Genomic DNA, 22,517 nt, shown 5'->3' on the forward strand with positions numbered 1-22,517 from the left:
CCCTTTCTACAGTGACTGCCCTTCCTGGTTCGGCCTTGCCGAATTCAGTCGGCTCAGCTTCCGAGTGCGGTCTTGACCGCCGCCGCCGCGTCGCCACCGTCGAAGGTGGTCACGCCGGCGATCCACGGAGCGACCGCGTCCGCGTGCTTCTTGAGCCAGTCGGTCGCGACCGTGTTGGCATCGGCGCCCTTCAGGATCGCGTCCATCATCTCGCCTTCCATGTCGAGATTGAACTTCAGATTGGCGATGAACTTGCCGGCATTCGGGCATTCGGTGGTGTAGCCTTTGCGCACATTGGTGTGCACGGTGGCGGCGCCGAAGCCGGTGTCGCCCATGCCGTCGAGATAGGTGATCTTCATGGCGCCCATCACCGGATGCGGCGTCCAGCCGAGGAAGGCGACCCATTCGTTGTTCTTCATCGACTGCTCGGCCTGCGTCAGCATGCCGGCCTCCGAGGACTCGACCAGCTCGAAGCCTTCGAGATTGTCGGCCGGGTTCTTGATCATGTCGAGGATGATACGGTTGCCGTCATTGCCGGCCTCGATGCCGTAGATCTTGCCGTCGAACTTATCCTTGAACTTGCCGAGGTCGGTCAGCGTCTTGACGCCGGCGTCCGCGACGTAGGTCGGCACGACGATGCCGTAGCCGGCACCGGTGAGGTTTTCGCTGATGGTCTCGACCGAGCCGTCGGCGGTATAATCCTTGATGTCGTTGGTCATCGACGGCATCCAGTTGCCGAGGAAGACATCGAGATCCTTGTTCTTCAGCGACGCCATCGTCACCGGCACCGAAAGCTGGATCACCTTCGGCTCGTAGCCGAGTGCGGTGAGCAGCACCGAGGCGACGCCGGTGGTTGCCTGGATATCGGTCCAGCCGACATCCGAAAGACGCACGGTCTTGCAGCTTTCCGCATCGCCGGCAAAGGCAGCACTGGTGGACAGCAAAGCCGCCAGGCCGAGGCCAGCGACAAGGGAATTCATACGCGACATTGATATTCTCCCATTTCGATTTCTTGGCGAAGCGAAGTTACGGTTTTTGTCTCCGCCTTGTTTCGTCAGCCAAACACCATTCTGGTGCGGTTTCAAGCGCCAAGGCAATCACGATCAACGGCGCGGACTGGCCGATGAGCGACACGTCTGCCGCTTTTTTGATGGAAGGCAGCTTTTTCAGGGGAATGGCGCTGGCGCCCCCTCCCCGCGCGGCGACAACTCGGCTTAAAAGGACGGCATGGCCAAGCTCTACTTCAACTATGCGACGATGAACGCCGGCAAAACGACGATGCTGCTGCAGGCGTCGTACAATTACCGCGAACGCGGCATGACGACGATGCTGTTCGTTGCCGGCCACTACCGCAAGGGCGATAGCGGGCTGATCTCGTCGCGCATTGGCCTGGAGACCGAAGCCGAAATGTTTCGCGATGGCGACGATCTGTTCGCCCGCGTCGCCGAGCATCATGATCACATGACGGTGCATTGCGTCTTCGTCGACGAGGCGCAGTTCCTCGAAGAGGAGCAGGTGTGGCAGCTCGCCCGCATTGCCGACCGGCTGAACATCCCGGTCATGTGCTACGGCCTGCGCACCGATTTCCAGGGCAAGCTGTTTTCCGGTTCGCGCGCGCTGCTGGCCATCGCCGACGATCTGCGCGAAGTGCGTACCATCTGCCGCTGCGGCCGCAAGGCGACGATGGTTGTGCGTCTCGGCCCGGACGGCAAGGTGGCCAGGCAAGGCGAACAGGTGGCGATCGGCAAGGACGTCTATGTCTCGCTCTGCCGCCGTCATTGGGAAGAAGAAATGGGCCGCGCCGCGCCCGACGATTTCATCGGCTTCATCAAGGCCTGACGACGACGATCGAAATGGCGATCCGGCAAGCAGTCGCGGAAATGGTAGCGCACCAGCTCTGAAGCTGCGTTTGTTAAGGCCTCGGTCCTATTTTGTGCTCCAACCAGAACTCATCGGGGTCAGCCATGTTTCGAGCCGTTTCGTTTGCAGCAGCATTTCTTCTTGGCGTCCTTGCCGCGCACGCGGATGGCGACGCCGCGCTCGGCAAAAAGGTCTTCAACCGGTGCATGGCCTGCCACGAGGCGGCGACCGATCGCGACAAGGTCGGCCCGCATCTGCTGGGTGTCGTCGGCCGCACCGCAGGCACCGCCGCAAGCTTCCTCGGCCACTACTCGGAAGCTATGACAAGCGCGGGCGCCGCAGGCCTTGTCTGGGACGAGGCCAATCTCACCGAATATCTAAGGGCTCCCAAGCTGAAAGTGCCCGGCAACAGGATGGCGTTTGGCGGTCTTAGCAACGATGATGACATTGCCAATGTCATCGCCTATCTGAAGGCAGACCCGAAGCCCTGAACCATCGCCGCGGCAGCGCTGCGTACGCGACATGCAAGGGGTTGCATGCGGCGCTGCGCACGCACAGAGTGCCCCACGGTGTCGAACCGGAGGGCATCGTTTCATGCGCACCGTTGCCGAGCGGGCGACGCTGATGCTCGGCCTGGACCGGGCAGGACGGACGCGAACTGCTTTTCGCGCCATCAGGAAGCGTTGTCATGTCGAGCTCGCGCGCCGGCGGCGACGGCGCAGCAAGGCCATGGTGATCGGCATTACCGGGAGTTCGGCCAAGACGACGACGGCAGAACTTCTGGCTTTTATCCTCGACTCGCAAGGACGCGTCCATAAGCAGACCCATGGCAACACGTTCAAACCCCTTGTCGAAGGGCTCCGACGTCTGTCACGTGACGCCGACTACGCGGTGGTGGAGGTGGCCGCTGGCGGCAAAAGCCGCGTGGGAGCGATGGCATCGCTGCTCAAGCCGCACGTCGCGGTCGTCACCTTGGTTGCCGACGAACACAGAGCCATCTTTCGCGGCGCCGACGCCGTCGCTACCGAAAAGCAGGCGCTGGTCCAGTCGCTTCCGCCCGAGGGCCTGGCCATGCTCAATGCCGATGACGCGCGTGTCGTGGCGATGGCAGCAGCAAGCGCGGCGCGCGTCGTAACCTTCGGGCGCGGGGACCAGGCCCGTTACCGCGCCACCGACATCCACGCCGCCTTCCCGCAGCGGCTGACAATGCGTCTGACTTGGCCCGGCGGCTCCCTTCACTTGCATACGCGCTTCATCGCCGAGCACTTCTGGCTGCCCGTAGCGGCGGCCGTAGCGAGTGCCATCGAACTAGGCCTCGATCCAGAGCGCATCGGCGAACGGGTTGCGCGTTTCGAGCCCCTGTTCAACCGCTGCGGCGTGCTGGAGGTCCCGCACGGGCCGACCTTCCTGATCGACACGATCAAGGCGCCGCTCCATTCCCTCGGGTTGGCCTTCGCCGCCTTGGATCGGGCTCAGGTGCCCCACAAGCGCGTGGTGCTCGGTCATATTGCCGACTATGCCGGCAAGGCCAGCAAAGCCTACCGCATGGCATACCGGGACGCCCGAGCCGTCGCCCAGGAGATCATTTTTATCGGTGAGCATGCACATCGCGCGGCGCCCTCGGATGAGGACCGCAACAGCGGCCGGTTCCACGAAATGCACTCGGTGCGCAAAGCCGCCGATCATATCAGGGCCACCCAACGCCCGGATGAGCTGATCCTGATCAAGGGCTCTCGCAACCTTCATCTGGAGCGCATCGGCCTCGCGCTGACCAGGGACGTTCAGTGCTGGGAAGATCTCTGCGGCCGTGACTTTAGCTGTTTGCACTGCGGCAGATATGGCATTCCCTTTGAGAAACACGGCGAGATCCGTGCAGCGGAGAAGCGCTCGCGGCGATGGTGGCGGCGGCTTTTCTCCCGCCCGTCAGCGTGACGGCGCGAAACGCGGCCCAGGGCTGGCTTGAAGTCGGCAATGCAGGCGCAGAGGATGAGCAAGAATCCGTCGGGGGCCACCAGATCAGCCGCCCACACAGGCCAATGGCAGCCTGTCGATCCGAAAATCATGGCATGTTCACGGTTCCATTGTGTTTCAAGAGTGGAGCGAATTCTTTTGTTTTCGTGCCCTCTGTTGTCTTGCGTCTTTCATTCCCCGGATGCCCCACATATATTCGCGCCGACACGAAACTGATGCCGAAGCGGGAGGCCCCTATGGCGACATTGCAGAATTTCGATGCCGAAATTGCCAAGACCAAGCAGGTCGTGCAGGACATGCGCACCAAGATCGAGCAGTCCGGCACCGTGCTTGATACGCTGGCCACAGCCGACAAGAAGATCGGCGACGCCAATTTCGACATCGAAAACGCCCGCATCGAGGATGTGCTGAAGCAGCAGAAGGTCATGGAAGGCAACATCGCCGACCTGATCATCGGGCTGGAGGACGCCACCAACGTCTTCGGCGCCGAATTCGAAAGCATGAAGAATTACACCGGCTGGGAAAATCTCGTCGGCGTCTTCTCCGCCCAGAGCAAGCAGCGCATGCGCACCGATCGCGTGCGCAACATGTCGCTGGCCGGCAATCTGCAGGAACTGCTGGCGAAATCCGACACCATCGTCGGCATCCTAAAGGCGCAAAAGGAAGTTCTCGACCAGCGCTATAAGACCTCCGAGGCCAGCCTGGCGCAGGTGATCGAGCGCCGCAAGGTGACCATGGCCAACCTCGAAGCCGTGCAGAAACGCATCGAGGAGGTCAATCCGCTTCTGCTCGACATCGAGAACAAGATCGCGGCGTCGACCAGCCAGAAGGAGCGCACGCAGCTTGAGGGCGAGCGCTCGAAACTGGCCACCGAATACAACGAAAAGCAGGCCAAGGAGCAGGAATTGCTGGCCGAAAGCCAGACACTCGAGCGCTACACCTCGATGTTCCAGACCTTCGTCGATTCGCTCAACAACCAGATTGCCGCGCAGTCGACGCTGATCAACAAGCTGACCATCGATACCGAGCAGCGCATCGTGCTCTACAAGGCGCTGGAAGATTCGCTGAAGACCGCGGCCCAGCAGGACGTCGCCCACAAGATCAACACGCTGGGCAGCCAGGTCGACAACACCGCCGAAGAGACCATGGCCGGCATTGGCGCCGCCTCCCAGAAGCACATTGGCGATCTCCTCGAAATGCACGAGAAGAACATGGTGGCCAGCGGCGACATCCAGCGCCGCAAGAAGCTGGCCGACGATGCGTTTGCCCGCCGCTTCGATGAGGTGATGAAGAAGCACAATTCGGCAAACTACGTGCAGTCGTAACCGCATTGCAGCACTCGCCAGTGTCGCGTTCCTTGACGCCCCCCTCTGTCCTGCCTGACATCTCCCCCTCAAGGGGGGAGATTGGCAGTTCTGACGCCTCGCATGTTTCTGCGGAGTTGAAGGGTGGCGAGAGCCCAAGCCACAAACGATCTCCCTCCTCGACGGGGAGATGTCCGGCAAGACAGAGGGGGGTGCCGGGCACCTCCTTGGGGCGAGTATCATGACCCCCGAAAACGAAGCGGCGGCCCGCTATTTCTCCGCGATCACTGCTGCACTCAGCGGCCTTGAAGTGTTCATGCGCGACGACCGTTCGCCGCTCTACCGGCACGGCATCGTCGCCAAGATCGTTGCCGAGTATATTGCGCGGCTGGACAAGTCCTTTACCTGCTGGCGCAACCGGCTAGGCTTCATGGACACGTTCCGCATTTCGCGCGCCGAAAGCGGTTTTCCGGTGTTCCAGAACCTGCTCGAACTGGAAAACGACCGCCGTCAGGCCGACAGCCGCCTCGCCAACATCCCGCTGGCCGGCGAGTTGCGCGAGGAAATGGCCGACTTCATCCTGCGCCACAAGGAATTCCCCGAGGCGCTGCAGAAGTCGATGGCCGAGCGGCTCTACCTCGAGGACGTCAAGAGCGAGCAGACCTTCGGCCCCTTCTCGCTGGCGCAGACGGCAAAGGTCTCGGTCAATCCGAAGACCGGGTGGCCCTATTATCTCGTCCACTGGGCCAGTTTCGACGGCAGTGCCAACCTGCCGCTGGTCTACATGGTGACGGTGGAGGATTCTTCCGAAGACATGATCCGCCAGCTCGTCGACAGCAGCGGCAAGCTCAACGACAAAGTCGACATTCCGCTGCCCGTCGACGGCTTGCTCAATCCCGAGCTTGCCCATCGGTTCGACGATTTCACCGAGAAGAACTCCGCCTACACGCTGTCGCCGGCGACCATCGCAGTCAATCTCGACAAGGATTTCGAGCCGCTGCACCCCAAGCAGCTGCGCCGCGTCGTGCTCGGTCCTTTCTATTCGGCAGGCATTACCGACAACAACTCGACGGTCACGGAAGTGCTGGCCAAGGTGCGCAAGCCGGAAAACGCCTGGCTGCTGACCTGGACCATCCAGGAAGTCTATTCGAAGGGCGAAAAGCCCGGCCGCAAAGGCCTGTTCTCAAGCGAGAAGACGACGCAGGAGTTCTTCATCAACACCGACGATCTGGAAGCCGCGCGCCAGGGTGTCTCTAGCTACGAGAACCACGCGCTGATCCCGCACGAGGCCTATCAGGCGCTCTACGCCGCCGGCGAGGCACAAAAGATCTTTTCCGGTTACAAGGTCCACATCCTGTCAAACGGGCAGGTCATCTCAGACGTCTGACCGTCACACCACGGAGCATCCTTCATGGACACCGGCCTGACCACCATCCCGGAAGCCGCAATCGAAAAGCACCGCGCTACCGCGCAGAGCTTCATCACCCGCGTCGTCGTTCTGGAAGATCCTTCACGCGAATCCGGCACCGCGCTTGCCGGCACCAACCGCCGTTTTGTCTCGACCGTCTCTGTCGGCTCGGTGCGGCGCACGCGCGAAGTCGAGCTTGCCAAGACCGTCGCCGCCATCCATCCCGACGATCAGCTGATGAGCATCCCGCAGCACACGCTGCTCTATCGCGCCCGGCGCGGCCTGGCGATTGCGCTCGCCATTTCCGATGTCTTCGCCGAAGGCTCCGACCTTAAGAGCCTGCAGGCGAAGAACACCCGCGCCCCGCTCGAAGGCGACGAAGCCACGACCTTCAAGAAGCTTCTGTCAGCCTCGGCTTACATTTCGGCCTTCAGCCTTGCCTCCTATCTGTTCCAGCTGGTCGACAGCGACGGCGAGGCGCCGAACGACATCCCCGAGCCGGACTTCCTGTTCGACACGCCGCAGGACGCGGTTAAGTCGATCGTGGCCGGTCTCGACAAGGCGATTACCGGCTCGAAGGACGATGCCGACCTGATGACACGGGCACGCGCCTTTGCCCGCGTCGCCATCGACGGACTTTTGGCGCGCAAGGGCCGCTTCGACGGCATCGGCCCGTTCGAGAACGCCCATATCCGCATCGATGCCGACGATTTCACTCTCGACGGTTTTGACGTCGCGCCGGGCAAGCGGTCGAAACCGCTGGTGATGACCTTCAAGACACCGGAAGAGGTCGTCGGCAACCACATCGCCAAATACCAGTCGGTGAAGCTGGCGAAGATGCTGATGGCCTATGATTTCGAGCGCGAGCTGAACCCGTTCGTGGAACTCGGCGGCTTCCTGTTCACCTTCATCGGCGACGGCGCGCCCGGTACCGGCAAGACGACGCTGATCCAGATGATCGCCGGCCTCGTCAACAATTACTGCCAGGTCGCCGGCTACCCCTTCGCCTACGAGAATTTCGGCGTCGACCAGATCTCTTCCTATCAGGGCAAATCCGGCCAGAACTGCCGCCAGTTCATCAACAATGTGCTGAACCCGCGCGTCATCGGCTTCGGTACCATTGACGACATCGACCAGGTTGCCGCCAGGCGCTCCGATGACCGTGCCTCGGCCGGCCAGCAGGAAATCACCGGCGTCTTGATGGACGCCTTTGCCGGCGCCGGCACCGTGGTGCGCGGCAACTGCGCGTTCGGCATGTTTTCCAACTACCCCGAGAACGTCGACGACGCGCTGCGCCAGCGCGCCGGCGCCCGCTGGCTCGTCGACGGGCCGCAGAGCCGCGACGACTACATCGACATTTTTGTCCTGCTGGCGGGCAAGAACCACAAGATTCCGCTTGGCGACCACAAGCTCTATGCCGCCCAGGAAATCCAGCGCGCGGTGACCGAAGCCTATGAAGAGCATGAAAAGCCGCAGGAAGACGGGCTGATCAAGGTCTACGAGCGCTACATGAAGGAGAACGGCGCGCCGAAATCGATGACCGACATCGGCACCTATCTGCACATGATCAAGGATGCCGAGCCGCGCTTCACCGGCCGCGCCATCAAGAACGTCACCGACGCGATCAAGATGCGCGCCATGGACATCGAACTGCCGGATGAGTGGTTCGAGAAGCCGGAAGCCTTCATGCACAAGGGCTACGACGACAAGAAGGCGATGATCGAGGAACTGCGCGGCCCGTTCTCGATGGACATGGTCATGCAGGAGGTCAACCGCTACGCCGACTCGGAGTTCCGCTATTCCGACAAGTCCGACGATGCCGCGGTCACCAAGATGATCCGCGACACCCGCCTGCGCGACCGTGCGGTGCGCGAAATTGAGGAGATGAAGAAAAAGGGGCTGTGGAATGCGTGAAATGCGCCGCCGCCCCCCTCTCCCCGTAAACGGGGAGAAGGAAGAGTGAAAACCGCCAAAAAACCCGACCTTCTCCGCGACAATGAGCTGATCTACGGCCGGCTGCTGACGGTTGACGAACCGCATCTGATCCAGCGCTACAACAAGGCGATGGTGGCCTTCGGGCTCAAAGCAACCAAGCTGAAGAGCTTCCAGATCGATCGCACCGGTTTTTCGCCAGAAGTGGCCGAGGAATGCGGCGATTACGACTATCTCGATCCCGACGAGGTCAATCGCCGCTTCATCATCCTGACGCCGTCGCAGATCGACCTGCCGGTGGTCCACACCGCCTTTTCGAACACCTCGCAGCTGATGTTCGAGTTCATGTCGAAGAACCAGCGCGCCATCGACGCGCTGACCATCAAGGACGTGATCTACGGCGAGATCGAGGATTCTGTCCCCAAGGTCAACGACATCGAGGACCTGTTGTCGATCAGCCAGGTCGAGTTCAAGGTACTGTCGGCGGAGGACGTGCTGGGCAAGGCGGCCGAGCTCGGCAAGCTGGTCGACCGGCTGAAGCAGGAACCAGACGCCTGGCGCGACAACACCATGCTTACCCGCATGATGGAGCTGGCCAAGATCTGTGGCGACATCCGCGAGAATGCGCTGGTGCCCGATCAGGTGATCTTCCGCCACAACGCTTACTGGACCAGCCATTTCGGCGGCCTCTACGTCTTCGTCGATCCCGACATGACGACGGTGATCAGCGATCCGGCTGCACCCGGCTTCCGCCGCTCGCGGCCGTGGCAGGTGAGCTACATCTCGATCAGCGATGCCGACAAGGTGTTCAAGTTCCTCGCCTCGACCGGCCGCATCGAACTGCCGCGCGCCTCGTGGATCGAAACCTCCGGCTATCTTGAGCACCGCGCCGAAATGGTGGTGCGCGCGCTGATCCGCGACTCCGAGCCCGACCGCAATCTGACCGACGTCGACAAGGTCTGGCTGCAGACCTGGATTCACGGCCATGCCGACCTGATCACGAGGGACGGCAATTTCCCCTTCCTCAACGCTGCCAAGCGCGAGATTTCCCAGCTTGGCCATCTCAAGATCGACGACGTGTTTCCGCAGCAGCGCTTCCTGGTGATCCGGGCCAAGCCCGATCATCCCGATGCCTGGCTGACCAATCAGCTGATCTCGGATTTCGTGCCGCAGGACTTCGTCTCGCGCTATGTCTTCAACAAGCCGGGCTTCTACAGGGACTATGACGGCTACAGCGACGCCTGGCGATCGCATGTTGTGGACGTTCTGAAAACCACATATTTGAAAGACAAGGTGGCGTTTCGCACACGCCTCTATGGCCTGACTGACTGAGGGGTGAACACAGCCATGCTTGATCCGATCGTGAATTTCTTCACCCGCATTTTCCAGTGGATTGGTCGCGGCATCGGCCTGCTGATCGGTGTGATCCTGTGGCCGTTCCTATGGGCCGGGAGCTGGTATACGCAGCGCGGCTGGATCCTGAAGGCGGTGGTCGGCCTCGCTTTACTGGTGCTGCTTGGTCTCTACGCGAATTTCTTCTACGCCACCCAGTGGTGGAACAAGTTCGATCCCAACTACGTCGACAAATATACCTTCGAGAACCGCAACGTCTCGGCCGGTGAACAGGTCGCGGCCGGCGCCGGCACCGATACGGCCAAGACCTGCGGAAACTCAGGCATAGCCCAGGTGGCGGCCGACCTCACCGACTTCAACGTGAACCAGAATGCCTGGATCTCGTCGATGATCCTCTACAAGCTCGGCCTGTTCGGCATCGACTGGGATCACACGCCGTGGATGGACAACAAGGCTTCGTTCCAGCGCGGCGTCAACCAGGCGGTGCGGCGCACGGCGACCGAACTGGCCGACAATCTTGGCCGCGTCCGCACGACATCGCAGATCGACGCCGATCTGCAGGACGCGCGCGGCAATCTGCAGTTCGACGAGGAGACCTGGTATTTCGGCCTGAACCCCTTCGGCCCGAAGACCCCGACCCCGAGCTACTATCGCGATGCCGTGAACAAGCTGCGCTCTTTCAACGCCCGGCTGGCCACCTGCCAGGCGACATTCGACGCCCGCGCCGACAATCTGAAGCAATATATCGACCGCATCTCCTCTGATATCGGCTCGACCTCGGCGATCCTCAAGGAACGCGCTGAAAACCACAACAATGGCTGGTTCGACTTCCGCGCCGACGACCGCTTTTGGTTCGCCTATGGCCAGCTCTATGCCTATTACGGGCTGATGAAGGGCGCCCAGGCCGATTTCGAGGACGTGATCAAGGAAAAGCATCTCGGCAATCTGTGGGACACCATGGACTCGCAGTTCGTCTCGGCGCTGCGCATCCAGCCCTTCATCATCGCCAATGGCCGCGAGGACGGCTGGATCATGCCGACGCATCTGACGACGATGGGCTTCTACGTGCTCAGGGTCCGCTCCAACATGGTCGAGATCAGCAACGTGCTGACCCAGTAGCGCGTAGCAATACATCGACAGCGATGGCGAATTTGCGCCGTCGCCTCTGTCGCATTCGGTGCATTGTGCGGCTGTTTTGAGACGGCGGAACAGCGCCCGCTCTGGCTTCTATACGGCGCGGCAACCGGCGCGAAAAAAGACCCATGGCAGGTTCTGCCGGTAGCTGAAGCATTTTTCTTCATAGGAAACATAGTTGCATGCAAGTTGACGCCACGGCAGCGACAGGGTTAGAACATGCCCGCGCGCCTAACGGCCGTTTCGAATTGCTTGCGACGACCATAGTCACCAAACCCGTCCCCTCCATCGTCCAATCCAGAGGAAAGCCGTCATGGCCGAAGTGAAGTCCGACATCGAGATCGCGCGCGGCGCCAAGAAAAAGCAGATTCAGGAGATCGGTGCCAAGATCGGCATCCCGACCGAACACCTCCTGCCTTACGGCCACGACAAGGCGAAAATATCAGCCGAGTTCATCAAGTCGGTGAAGGGCAAGAAGGACGGTAAGCTGATCCTCGTCACCGCCATCAACCCGACGCCGGCCGGCGAAGGCAAGACGACGACGACGGTCGGCCTCGGCGACGGTCTCAACCGCATCGGCAAGAAGGCGATCGTCTGCATCCGCGAGGCCTCGCTCGGGCCGAATTTCGGCGTCAAGGGCGGTGCTGCTGGCGGCGGCTATGCGCAGGTCGTGCCGATGGAGGACATGAACCTCCACTTCACCGGCGATTTCCACGCCATCACCACCGCGCATAATCTGCTTTCGGCGCTGATCGACAACCACATCTACTGGGGCAACGAGCTCGGCATCGACACCCGCCGCGTCGTCTGGCGTCGCGTCATGGACATGAATGACCGGGCGCTGCGCGAGATGATCTGTTCGCTCGGCGGCGTCGCCAACGGCTTTCCGCGCGAAGGCGGCTTCGACATCACCGTCGCCTCGGAAGTCATGGCCATCCTGTGCCTGGCCACCGACCTCAAGGACCTGGAAAAGCGCCTCGGCGACATCATCGTCGCCTATCGCCGCGACAAGTCGGCCGTCTATGCCCGCGACCTCAAGGCCGACGGCGCCATGGCCGTTTTGCTAAAAGACGCCATGCAGCCCAATCTGGTGCAGACGCTGGAGAACAACCCGGCCTTCGTCCATGGCGGCCCGTTCGCCAATATCGCGCATGGCTGCAACTCGGTCGTCGCCACCACGACAGCACTGAAGCTTGCCGACTATGTCGTCACCGAAGCCGGCTTCGGCGCCGATCTCGGTGCTGAAAAGTTCTTCGACATCAAGTGCCGCAAGGCTGGCCTCAAGCCGGCAGCGGCGGTCATCGTCGCCACCGTGCGCGCCATGAAGATGAATGGCGGCGTCAAGAAGGAAGACCTCGGCAAGGAAAACATCGAGGCGGTGAAGAAGGGCTGCGCCAATCTTGGCCGTCACATCGAGAACATCCGCCAGTTCGGCGTGCCGGCGGTGGTTGCCATCAACCACTTCTATTCCGACACCGACGCTGAAATCCAGACGATGAAGGACTACGTCGCCTCGATGGGCGAAGAAGCGATCCTTTGCAAGCATTGGGCCAAGGGATCGGCCGGCATCGAGGAACTCGCCAACAAGGTGGTGGCGCTGGCCGAATCCGGCGCCTCGCAGTTCGCGCCGCTCTATCCCGACGCGATGCCGCTGTTCGAGAAGATCAACACCATCGTCCAGCGTATCTATCGCGGCTCCGAAGCGATCGCCGACAAGTCGGTGCGCGATCAGTTGCACGCTTGGGAGCAGGCCGGCTACGGCCACCTGCCGGTGTGCATGGCCAAGACGCAGTATTCCTTCTCGACCGACCCGAACCTGCGCGGCGCGCCGACCGGCCACACCGTGCCGGTGCGCGAGGTCAGGCTGTCGGCCGGTGCCGGCTTCGTCGTCATCATCTGCGGCGAGGTCATGACGATGCCCGGCCTGCCGAAGGCGCCATCCTCGGAAAAGATCTTCTTGAACGAGATCGGCCAGATCGAAGGGTTGTTCTGAGAGCATAGGTCAACTGAAATGGCGAAGGGCGCCGCATCGCTGCGGCGCCCTTTTGCTTGCCGCGTTTTCCCTCACGCCACTGTCGAGGACCCGAACTTCTTGATCCCGGCGACCGACATGCTGACGAACTGGTCGAGGATGGTGAAGAAGATGTCGAGGCTGAAGCCGAACAGGAAGGCGAAGGTGAACAGGCTGAAGCCAATTCTCGAAACCTCGTCTCCAAGCCTGCTGCCCGGCGTCACGAACCAGGCAAGCACCATGCCGGCCAGCGCCCCCAGCGCGATCCTGTGGATCAACCGCGACAGCGGCGGATTGGGCAGCAGCGGATTGAGGATCATCCGCATGTGAAACATGATGGCTCCGAGCGCGCCGTAAAAGGCCGGGAGTATCCACAAGGCATATGGGCTGAGAACCTCACCCAGTGTCTTTATCTGCGCGGTCAGCGTGTAGATCGAGTTCGGCGCGATCGTGATCACGCCGTCGCACTGCAGGCTGCGCGTTGCCTCGTCGAAATCGGCATTCACGTCCGTCACTTTTTCCGAAGACGCACCTTCAGGAATGTTCGGGTTTTTCTTGTCGGTGTTTATCTGCGTGCAATAGGTATCCGGCTGAGGGGGGAGCTCCTTGACCTTGTCTGGAGGCGTGGATTTACTCACCCCCAGCGCCTGGTCACAGAACTGGTTTATGGCACCCTGCTTGGAGAACTGTGCCTGGCCCGCCGCTCCGCTTTCGGCCGTGGATGTCGAATAAAGCTTGCAGTACATCCATTGCATTCCCCAGATCGGGAATTGCGCGTCCTCAGTCATGAACCCTTGCGCCCTTCTCACCAGGGAGGAAAAGCGCTGGTCGAGAGCGTGAAGGCTATCTTCCGAATTGTAATAGGCGTCCTTTAGAAGCGTCAGGTCAGTGGTCGAAGCCTGCTCGGACGATGCCGAGCTCAGCTGTTTCTTCGTCGCCCAAACCTGCCGTATCGCCTGTCCGAACCGTGCGCTGAAATCATTGTTGTCGATTTCTATGAGTTCGGAGTTTATCGCGATTCCCTTGTTGTAAATGTACGTCAACCTCCCGGTCACAACCATGAAGAGCACGGAAAGAGCCACCAGAAAGTATGTCGCCAGCGCGGTCTTGCGCGACATGTCCCCGGGCGACCATCCCGATCGCAGGGCCGCCAGGGTGGCAAATGGCACGGTGCCGGAACAATCGTTGAACACTGTCTGAAGATTGACGACCTCAGGCTGGCTGGCCGTCGCATCCTGGAGTTTTTCGGCATTGCCGATAGCCGCAAACAGGGAACTGTCCTTGAAGACGCCATACCGGCCGTAGTTGGCGACCAGCTTGGCGTCCGCGATGAGTCCCGAAACGAGAGGGTCGACCGGTGTCATCGTCATCGTGAAATCCCCCCGCCTGACGACTACCCTAGATAACCCGGCACATAGCCGTATTGCGACGGGCACCCGCACGGATATCCAGGCGGGCCGGGCGGCTGCGCCCAGCACCAGAAGGATTGAGTGAAGCAGATCGTTCCCGGCGCGTGCGGAGGGACCTGGGCGAAAGCGGGCCACGGCAAGAGCGCCGCGGTACCGGCCAAGGCCAGAACGACTGCAGTTCTTGCAACTCGCGCTTTCACTTGTTTCTCCCGGGAAAGTCCACCGATCACACTCCCTGATCAAATATGACCGTTCCGCAGAGAGGGGCCCTCGTCTGTGAAAGACTTCACTCCGTTCTCCAGATCTCTCCAGATTCTGAAATCGAGCACGCTCCGAATTCTTGCGTTGGCCGCCCATCATCCCGAAGGCGGATGAGCCCAGCGGACAAGAGTACCAAAGAGGCCACGACCCCGCCGAAAATGTCCGTGACCAGGAAACGCCAAGGGGCGCCGCAGCCTGCGGCGCCCCTTTTTCATTCGCGGCAATTGCCTACGCAGCGTTTCGCGCCAGCGCGCGCTGGTTGGACGCATAGGGCGTGTCGCGCTCGGGCAACGCGCCGGTCTTCAGGCAATCGATCCATTCGGCGGTCTTGAGAACCGCCGCGAAGCGCGATTGCAGGATGATCGTCACCACGCGGTGGATCTCTTCGGCCGAGGCATAGCCGGCGCTGTTGGCATAGGGCAGCGAGCCGGTGGCGTCGGACAGGAACTCGACCGCAAAGCCCATATGCACGGCGTGGATGATGGTCGACAGATCGCAATTATGCGTCATGTAACCGATGACGGTGATCGTATCGATGGCATTGGCGCGCAGCCAGTCCTCGAGATCCGTGCCGGTGAAGGCGCTGGGCAAGGTCTTTTCGACATAGTGGTCGCGGCTTCGCGTGGCGATCTCGGGGTGCAGTTCGGCGCCATGGCTGCCCTTGGCGAAAACCGGCGACGTCTCGGGCGCCAGCTGCTTGATGACCACCACCTTGACGCCAGCCGCGGCGGCCGCGTCCATGGCCCGGGCCACGTTGACGACGCTGTCGCGGAACGGCGGATGCTTGATCGCGAGATTGCCGCCATCATAGTCGTTCTGGACGTCGACGACGATGAGAGCACGGCGCGGTGCGGTTTTGACTGGGTCAGACATGGTGTTTTCCTTTCCGGCTTGAATGCGATGGGTCGAAAATAGACGCGTCCTCGAGCGGTCGTAAGTGTCCCAATTGACATTGTTCGAAAGAATTGGGACAATTCAGCCCAACCCTCATTTGTGCGCCCATGGCCGATCCGATTGTTGCCGCCATCGCTTTCGATGGCATCAGCCCATTCCACCTCTCCGTCCCGTGCCTGGTATTCGGCGAGGATCGCACCGCGCTTGGCCTGCCGCGCTTCGACTTCCGCATCTGCGCACTCGAAGCGGGACCGGTCAGGACTGAAGCCGGGTTGACCGTCACGGCGCCGCATGGGCTGGGCAGCCTCGACGACGCGGACATTGTGATCGTCCCAAGCTGGCGGGATCTGGACGAGCCGCCGCCTGCATTTCTGACCGAGGCGCTGCGTCGGGCGCACCAGAATGGCGCGTTGCTTGTCGGGCTGTGCCTCGGCACTTTCGCCATTGCAGCGACCGGCCTGCTTTCCGGGCGGCGGGCAGCCACGCATTGGGCCTATACCGAACAATTGCAGGTGCTTTATCCCGACATCGTCGTCGACGCTGACGTGCTCTACATCGACGACGGCGATGTCATGACGTCCGCCGGTGTCGCCGCCGGGCTCGACTGCTGTCTCCACCTGGTGCGCGCCCGCTACGGAGTGGAGGCGGCGTTGCGCCTCGCCCGGCAGATCGTCCTGTCGCCACATCGACAGGGCGGACAGGCGCAGTTCATCGAGCGCCCCATCGCCAGGGCCGAAAACACCGACCGTTTCACACAGGCCCTCGACGCCGTGCGCAGAACGCTCGGTGAAGCGCACAGCCTGGACAGTGTGGCCGATGCCGCAGGCCTGACACGCCGGACGTTCACGCGCCGCTTTCAAAAAACGATCGGCACCAGTTTCGGCGATTGGCTGACCGACCAGCGTGTCGCGCTGGCGCAGCGCCTGCTGGAGGCCACGGACAAGTCCATGGACACGGTCGCCTTCGAAGCCGGCTTCGGCAGTGCCACCTCGCTGCGCCAGCATTTCGCGGCGCGGTTGAGAACGTCGCCGGCGCAGTACCGACGCGAATTCTCGAAGCGTATCGATGAGGACGAGCACACCGCTTCGCGCTGATCCGGCTGGATGGTCAGCCGCGCTTGACCGGCCGCGCCGGATTGCCGACGACAGTGGTGTTCGTGGCCACATCGCGTGTCACCACCGCGCCGGCGCCAACGATGGCGCCCTCGCCTATTCTGACGCCGCCGAGAATAATGGCGCTGCCGCCGATCCAGACATTGTCGCCGATCGCGACCGGTCTGGCGATCTCCAGACCCGCCTGCCGCCCGGCGGCCTCCTTGTGATGCTCGGCGCAGTAGATGTGCACATTGGGACCGAGCAGCGTTCCCTTGCCGATGCGGACCGTCGCCGTGTCGAGGATGGTGCAGCCGGCGTTGAGAAAGGTGGCCTCGCCCAGAAAGATGTTGAAGCCGTAGGCGCAGTGGAACGGCGCTTCGATCCGGGCGCCCTCACCTGCTGCGCCGAGCACCGATTTCAGCGCCGGTCCGATGTTGCCACGTTGGCGAGGCGGCAGTGAATTGTGCTCGAACACCGCGTCGCGCGCGCCGACGCGCAGCGCTTCCAGCTCCGCATCGAGGCACGTGTACCACCCGCCCGCCGCCATCTTTGTGCGTTCGCTTTCGGCCATGACTGCGCCTCCGTCTCTTCCTCGTCCTTGACTGTTTTACCAAAGTACAAGGCGCCCTGGTGCAAGAAGTGCCAGGGCCGACTCTGGTCAAACGCCGGACCTATGCTAGCTTGCCCTCGCGGATCTGTCCCGGGCCTGCTATCGAGGGATCAATCATGCTTTATCTGCTTGCACTTCTGATCGGCTTGATCGCCGGCCTGCGCGCCATGACCGCACCTGCCGCCGTCGCCTGGGGCGCGTATCTCGGCTGGCTGCCGCTCGCCGGCACCTGGGCGAACTTCATGGGCCACTGGATCGCAGTGGGCATCTTCACCATCCTGGCCATCGTCGAACTGATCACCGACCAGTTGCCCTCGACCCCGAGCAGAAAAGTGCCGCAGCAGTTCGGCGCCCGCGTCATCACGGGCGCCTTAACCGGCGCGGTGATCGGCGCGACGGGCGGCGCCACCATCGGCGGCCTGATCGCCGGCGCCATCGGTGCGGTGATCGGCACGTTGGGCGGCGCCGAACTGCGCGGCCGGCTGGCAGCGAGCTTCGGCAAGGACCTGCCCGCCGCCCTGATCGAGGACGCGGTGGCCATCGTCGGCGGCCTGCTGATCGTGGCTGCGGTGGGATGACGGCCCAAGCCTCAGACGCCAAGACATACGATGCCATCATCATCGGGGCCGGACAGGCCGGCCCATCGCTCGCCGGCCGGCTGAACGCGGCCGGTATGAGCGTGGCGCTGATCGAGCGCAAGCTGGTCGGTGGCACCTGCGTCAACACCGGCTGCATGCCGACCAAGACGATGGTGGCCAGCGCCTATGCCGCGCATCTGGCGCGGCGCGCCGCCGACTATGGCGTGACGCTCTCCGGCCCGGTCGGCGTCAATTTCAAGGCGATCAAGGCGCGCAAGGACAAGGTCTCGGACGATGCCCGCATTGGGCTCGAGACCTGGATCGCCGGCATGGACAAATGCACGCTCTATCGCGGCCATGCGCGTTTCGAATCCGCCAAGACCGTGCGTGTCGGCAACGACCTTCTGACCGCCGAGCGCATATTCCTCAATACCGGCGGCCGCGCCTCGGTGCCCGACCTGCCCGGCATCAATGACATTTCCTACCTGACCAATTCGTCGATGATGGATCTCGACGTGCTGCCGCGCCATCTCGTCGTCGTCGGCGGCAGCTACATCGCGCTCGAATTCGCGCAAATGTTCCGCCGCTTCGGCTCCGACGTCACCGTCATTGAAAAGAGCCCGCGCCTGACCGGCCGCGAGGACGAGGATGTCTCGGCGGCCATCCTGTCGATCCTCGAAAACGAAGGCATTGCCGTCCATGTCGGCGCCGACGACATCGGCTTTGCCAGACAGGGCGACGACATTGCCGTGACCTTCTCCGCCGGCAAGCCACCGGCGGTCGGCTCGCATGTGCTGCTGGCATTGGGCCGCACGCCCAACACTGACGATCTCGGCCTGGACAGAGCCGGCGTCGAGGTCGACAGCCGCGGCTTCGTCACCGTCGACGACCAGCTGCGCACCACGGCGCTCGGCATCTGGGCGATGGGCGACTGCAACGGCAAGGGCGCTTTCACCCACACCTCCTACAATGACTATGAGATCGTCGCCGCCAACCTGCTCGACAACGATCCGCGCAAGGTGAGTGATCGCATCGAAGCCTATGCGCTCTACATCGACCCGCCGCTCGGCCGCTGCGGCATGACCGAGGCGGCGGTGAAAAAGTCCGGCCGTCGCGCGCTGGTCGGCCAGCGGCCGATGACCCGCGTCGGCCGCGCTGTCGAAAAGGGCGAGACGCAAGGTTTCATGAAAATCCTGGTCGACGCCGACACCAGGGAAATCCTCGGCTGTTCGGTGCTTGGCCCGGGTGGCGACGAGGCGGTGCACTGCGTGCTCGACCTGATGTACGCCAAGGCGCCGGTAGACACGCTCGCGCGGGCAACCCACATCCACCCCAATGTCTCGGAGCTTCTGCCCACCATCGCCCAGGACTTGAAGCCACTCGCATAAGACCGCTCTCGAAGCTCCTGGTCGTTTTGGCGTCGCGCTTTCAGCCAGCCCTCCGCTTTCTGCAATGCTGCATTGCAACAATGACGATTGCGCGCGGCACACATATCCAGACAGTCTCGGCTTTGAACCGATTCATTCTGGACGCTCCATGCCCTTGCCGATCCTAGCGCTTGCCATTGCGTCCTTCTGCATCGGCACCACCGAATTCGTCATCATGGGGCTGTTGCCCGAGGTTGCCGCCGATCTCGGCGTTTCGATCCCCTCGGCCGGCCTGCTGGTCACCGGCTATGCGCTCGGCGTCGTCTTCGGCGCCCCGATTGTCGCGGTGGCCACCGCGCGCCTGCGGCGCAAGCCGGTGTTGATCGGTCTGACGACGATGTTTGTTGTCGGTAATCTGTTCTGCGCCATCGCACCCGGCTACTGGACGCTGATGGCGGCGCGCGTTTTCACCGCGCTTGGCCATGGCGCCTTCTTCGGCATCGGGTCGGTCGTCGCCGCCAGCCTGGTGCCGCGCAACAAGCGGGCCAGCGCCATGGCGCTGATGTTTGCCGGACTGACGCTGTCCAACATTCTGGGTGTGCCGGCCGGCACCGCGCTCGGCGAAGCCTTTGGCTGGCGCGCCACCTTCCTCGCGGTGGTCGGCATCGGCCTCATCTCGGTCGCGGCAATCGCCTGGCTGGTGCCATCTGATGTCACTGAACCAAGCAGCGGCGGCCTGCTCGGTGAAGTCAGGGTGCTGGGCAAGCTGCAGGTCTGGCTGGCCATGCTGATCTCGGCAACGGCATCGGCCAGCTTGTTCGCCGTCTTCACCTACATAAAGCCCTATCTCACCGACGTGTCCGGCCTGTCGACGTCCGCCGTAACCTGGGTGCTGCTGTTGTTCGGCGGCGGCATGACCATTGGCAACATCATCGGCGGCAGGCTGGCCGACTGGAAGCTGATGCCGACAGTGATCGGCACGCTGTTGATGCTGGCGCTGCTGTTGCTCGGCTTCGCCCACTTCGGCACCATTGCCGTGGTCGCCATCGCCATTGTCTTCCTGTGGGGCCTGCTCGTTTTCGTCGTCGTGCCGCCGCTGCAGATCCGCGTCGTCGAGGCCGCATCCGAGGCACCTAACCTCGCCGCGACGCTGAACCAGGGCGCCTTCAATGTCGGCAATGCCAGCGGCGCCTGGATCGGCGGCATCGCGCTATCCTGGGGTGTCTCCTATGCCAATCTGCCCTTCGTCGGCGCAGGGCTGGCTTTGCTGGCGGTTGCTGTTGCCGTGCTGTCGCAAGCGCTCGACCGGGCGGCACCCGCAGCAACCCTTCAGGCCCCGGCCGAGTAGCTTGCGCCCATTGCGCCGGGCGCTGGACCAATCGACAGCGTAGCGGCAAAGATGCATGTCTTCGGCTCATTTTCGGAGACATCCCATGCAGAAATCGATCGAGCGCATCACCGGCGACACCGAAGGCGTTTCCTACGAATTTCCGGTGTTCCGCTTTGCGGGGGCGGATAAGGCTGCCCCTTCAGCCTATCTGCAGGCGGCACTCCATGCCGGCGAACTGCCGGGCGTGGTCGCCATCGATGCGCTGATGCCGATGCTGGCCAAGGCCGAGGCTGAGGGACGCATCAAGGGTTCGATCACCATCGTGCCCTGGGCCAACCCGATCGGCCGCGCCCAGTATCATTTCGGCGAGCACCAGGGCCGTTTTCACCTCGGCACCCGAACCAACTTCAACCGTGGCTTTCCGCTGCTGGCGGCGCCCGACACCTCGCTCTTGCCGGACACCACGCATGGCACAACGGACCAGCAGCTGAAGACGCGGCTGCTGCAGCTTTCGCTCGGCCATGACATTGTGCTCGACCTGCATTGCGACGACGAGGGCCTGGCCTATCTCTATGTCCACACCAGCCTGTGGCCGGCGATGGCCGACTGTGCTGCAGCCATGGGCGTCGATGCGGTCATGCTGTGGCACGAAGACGCCGCCGGCACCTTCGAGGGCGCTTCGATCATGCCCTACCAGAACGTCCCCGCCGATGTGGCGCGCTTCGACCGGCGCGTCGCCACCACGGTCGAATATCGCGGCATGCTCGACGTCGATGGCGCCCTAGCCGGCACCGATGCCGAAGGGCTCTACCGCCTGTTGGTGGCGCGCGGCGTGATCATCGATCCGGCCCTGCCCGCGCCCGGTCCGTTCACCGGCGTCGCGGCGCCACTCGAAAACATCGACATGATGCCGGCGCCGCGCGCCGGCGCCATCCTCTACGACGTGAAGCCCGGCGACCGCGTCGCCAAGGGCGCGCGGCTGGCCACCATCGTCCATACGCCGGGTGAAGCCGGCGGCCGCACCGAGGTGTTCGCACCACAGGCCGGCATCATCCTGACCCGGCGGTCGCGCCGCATCATCCGCGCCGGCGAAGACCTGCTGAAATTGGTCGGCGACAAGAAGAGTGCCGATGCAAGGTCAGGCACGCTGGAAGACTGAGGAAAGCCCGCCGGGCTAACCCGAAATAGCTTGGCGCGCCTTGGCCTCCAGCCATTCGGCCATCTGCCTGTAAGGCACAGGACCGTGGCTGACGCGGGCAACGCCGAGTTCCGCCAGGCGCTGCCGTGGCGGCACATGCGCCAGCGCAATGATGTTGACCGGCAGATTGATCGACTTGCAGAGCGTCTCGATCAGGCCCTCGTCGCCGAGACCCGCCGCAAAGAAGCCGTGCGCTCCGGCCTTCTCATAGGCCTGCGCCCGCTCGATGGCCTGGTCGACCAAAGCCTTGTCATGTGTGTCCGGCTTCGCTTTGAGGAAAAGGTCAGTTCGCGCGTTGATGAACGCCGGCACGCCGGAAGCTTTGACGGCGGCAGCGGCGGCCTCGATGCGTTTCACCTGCACGGCGACGTCGTGCAGGCCGCTGCCGCCGACGATCTGATCCTCGAAATTGAAGCCGATGGCGCCCGCCTGCAAGGCGAGCGTCACGGTGCGGGCGACGATCTCAGGGGCGACGCCGTAGCCGCCCTCGAGATCCATGGTCACCGGCAGGTCGACCGCCCCAACGATGCGCTTGATGTTGTCCAGCGCCAGCTCCAGCGGGATTTTCTCACCGTCGGCGAATCCGAAGGCGGCCGCGACCGGCCAGCTTCCGGTCGCAATGGCCTTGGCTCCCGCCTTCTCGACGATCTTGGCACTGCCCGGATCCCATGCGTTGTAGAGAACGACTGGATTTCCCTTGACGTGAAGGGCGTGGAACGCCCGCGCGCGGTCGATTTGCTCGGTCATTGGTGTCTCTCGCGTCTTCCTGCTGTTGGATGTGCAGAGTAGGCGGGGCTGCCGGC

The 22,517-nt window shown here is 62.6% G+C and carries 19 protein-coding genes; 14 read left to right on the plus strand and 5 right to left on the minus strand.

Translation table 11 applies throughout. The features are described 5' to 3' along the window. Positions 1–53: 53 nt before the first annotated feature. Positions 54–989, minus strand: coding sequence for a choline ABC transporter substrate-binding protein (gene choX, locus AC1DXU_RS04835; RefSeq protein WP_477364999.1), 936 nt, complete (start codon positions 987–989; stop codon positions 54–56). 238 nt (positions 990–1,227) lie between these two features. On the opposite strand from choX, the gene AC1DXU_RS04840 reads away from it, so the two are divergent. The 9 genes from AC1DXU_RS04840 to AC1DXU_RS04880 all read left to right on the plus strand — a co-directional run bounded on the left by AC1DXU_RS04840 (position 1,228) and on the right by AC1DXU_RS04880 (position 12,955). Beyond that, positions 1,228–1,839, plus strand: a complete 612-nt coding sequence (locus AC1DXU_RS04840; protein ID WP_477365002.1) for a thymidine kinase — start codon at positions 1,228–1,230, stop codon at positions 1,837–1,839. A 125-nt stretch (positions 1,840–1,964) separates the two neighbouring features. Then, positions 1,965–2,351: a c-type cytochrome gene (locus AC1DXU_RS04845; protein WP_477313014.1), complete on the plus strand. Its 387-nt coding sequence runs from the start codon at positions 1,965–1,967 to the stop codon at positions 2,349–2,351. Between the two features lie 103 nt (positions 2,352–2,454). Further along, entirely contained in the window at positions 2,455–3,792 is a 1,338-nt protein-coding gene (locus AC1DXU_RS04850) for a Mur ligase family protein (protein WP_477365005.1), read from the plus strand. Positions 3,793–4,067: 275 nt separating this feature from the next. Continuing rightward, a complete protein-coding gene (locus tag AC1DXU_RS04855; RefSeq protein ID WP_477365008.1) occupies positions 4,068–5,156 on the plus strand; it encodes a hypothetical protein in 1,089 nt (362 codons plus the stop codon). A 220-nt stretch (positions 5,157–5,376) separates the two neighbouring features. Further along, positions 5,377–6,522 (plus strand): hypothetical protein, encoded by a 1,146-nt coding sequence (locus tag AC1DXU_RS04860; protein ID WP_477313020.1) that lies wholly within the window; start codon positions 5,377–5,379, stop codon positions 6,520–6,522. A 24-nt stretch (positions 6,523–6,546) separates the two neighbouring features. Further along, on the plus strand, positions 6,547–8,457 hold the full coding sequence (locus AC1DXU_RS04865; protein WP_477365010.1) for an AAA family ATPase: 1,911 nt from the start codon (positions 6,547–6,549) through the stop codon (positions 8,455–8,457). Positions 8,458–8,502: 45 nt separating this feature from the next. Continuing rightward, complete coding sequence (locus AC1DXU_RS04870; protein WP_477365013.1) at positions 8,503–9,807, plus strand: DUF6638 family protein; 1,305 nt, start codon at positions 8,503–8,505, stop codon at positions 9,805–9,807. 15 nt (positions 9,808–9,822) lie between these two features. Continuing rightward, on the plus strand, positions 9,823–10,947 hold the full coding sequence (locus AC1DXU_RS04875; RefSeq protein WP_477313026.1) for a DUF2333 family protein: 1,125 nt from the start codon (positions 9,823–9,825) through the stop codon (positions 10,945–10,947). 328 nt (positions 10,948–11,275) lie between these two features. After that, positions 11,276–12,955 (plus strand): formate--tetrahydrofolate ligase, encoded by a 1,680-nt coding sequence (locus AC1DXU_RS04880; protein WP_477313028.1) that lies wholly within the window; start codon positions 11,276–11,278, stop codon positions 12,953–12,955. 71 nt (positions 12,956–13,026) lie between these two features. Here AC1DXU_RS04880 and AC1DXU_RS04885 read toward each other — a convergent pair whose 3' ends face one another. Together AC1DXU_RS04885 and AC1DXU_RS04890 are read right to left on the minus strand one after the other, a co-directional pair. Next, positions 13,027–14,343 carry a hypothetical protein gene (locus tag AC1DXU_RS04885; protein ID WP_477365016.1) on the minus strand — a complete coding sequence of 439 codons (1,317 nt, stop codon included), beginning with the start codon at positions 14,341–14,343 and terminating at the stop codon, positions 13,027–13,029. Positions 14,344–14,871: 528 nt separating this feature from the next. Continuing rightward, positions 14,872–15,516: a cysteine hydrolase family protein gene (locus AC1DXU_RS04890; protein WP_477365019.1), complete on the minus strand. Its 645-nt coding sequence runs from the start codon at positions 15,514–15,516 to the stop codon at positions 14,872–14,874. A 128-nt stretch (positions 15,517–15,644) separates the two neighbouring features. Here AC1DXU_RS04890 and AC1DXU_RS04895 point away from each other — a divergent pair, with 128 nt between their 5' ends. Then, the gene (locus tag AC1DXU_RS04895; RefSeq protein WP_477365022.1) at positions 15,645–16,631 is read left to right on the plus strand and encodes a helix-turn-helix domain-containing protein; all 987 of its coding nucleotides are present in this window, start codon (positions 15,645–15,647) and stop codon (positions 16,629–16,631) included. A gap of 13 nt (positions 16,632–16,644) precedes the next feature. Here the strand turns inward: AC1DXU_RS04895 and AC1DXU_RS04900 are convergent, their stop codons facing one another. After that, entirely contained in the window at positions 16,645–17,202 is a 558-nt protein-coding gene (locus tag AC1DXU_RS04900; RefSeq protein WP_477365025.1) for a sugar O-acetyltransferase, read from the minus strand. A 155-nt stretch (positions 17,203–17,357) separates the two neighbouring features. Between AC1DXU_RS04900 and AC1DXU_RS04905 the strand changes: the two genes are divergently transcribed. The 4 genes from AC1DXU_RS04905 (at position 17,358) to AC1DXU_RS04920 (ending at position 21,675) form a co-directional block, all read left to right on the plus strand. After that, positions 17,358–17,819, plus strand: coding sequence for a DUF4126 domain-containing protein (locus AC1DXU_RS04905; protein ID WP_477365028.1), 462 nt, complete (start codon positions 17,358–17,360; stop codon positions 17,817–17,819). After that, on the plus strand, positions 17,816–19,207 hold the full coding sequence (locus tag AC1DXU_RS04910) for an FAD-containing oxidoreductase (protein ID WP_477365031.1): 1,392 nt from the start codon (positions 17,816–17,818) through the stop codon (positions 19,205–19,207). The genes AC1DXU_RS04905 and AC1DXU_RS04910 overlap by 4 nt, the downstream gene beginning before the upstream one ends. A 148-nt stretch (positions 19,208–19,355) precedes the next feature. After that, entirely contained in the window at positions 19,356–20,534 is a 1,179-nt protein-coding gene (locus AC1DXU_RS04915; protein WP_477365034.1) for an MFS transporter, read from the plus strand. Positions 20,535–20,619: 85 nt separating this feature from the next. Next, positions 20,620–21,675, plus strand: coding sequence for a M14 family metallopeptidase (locus AC1DXU_RS04920; RefSeq protein WP_477365037.1), 1,056 nt, complete (start codon positions 20,620–20,622; stop codon positions 21,673–21,675). A gap of 15 nt (positions 21,676–21,690) precedes the next feature. Here the strand turns inward: AC1DXU_RS04920 and AC1DXU_RS04925 are convergent, their stop codons facing one another. Beyond that, positions 21,691–22,461, minus strand: a complete 771-nt coding sequence (locus tag AC1DXU_RS04925; protein WP_477365040.1) for an isocitrate lyase/PEP mutase family protein — start codon at positions 22,459–22,461, stop codon at positions 21,691–21,693. Positions 22,462–22,517 lie beyond the last annotated feature (56 nt).

It is taken from the genome of Mesorhizobium sp. P3_A10 (assembly GCF_056403175.1).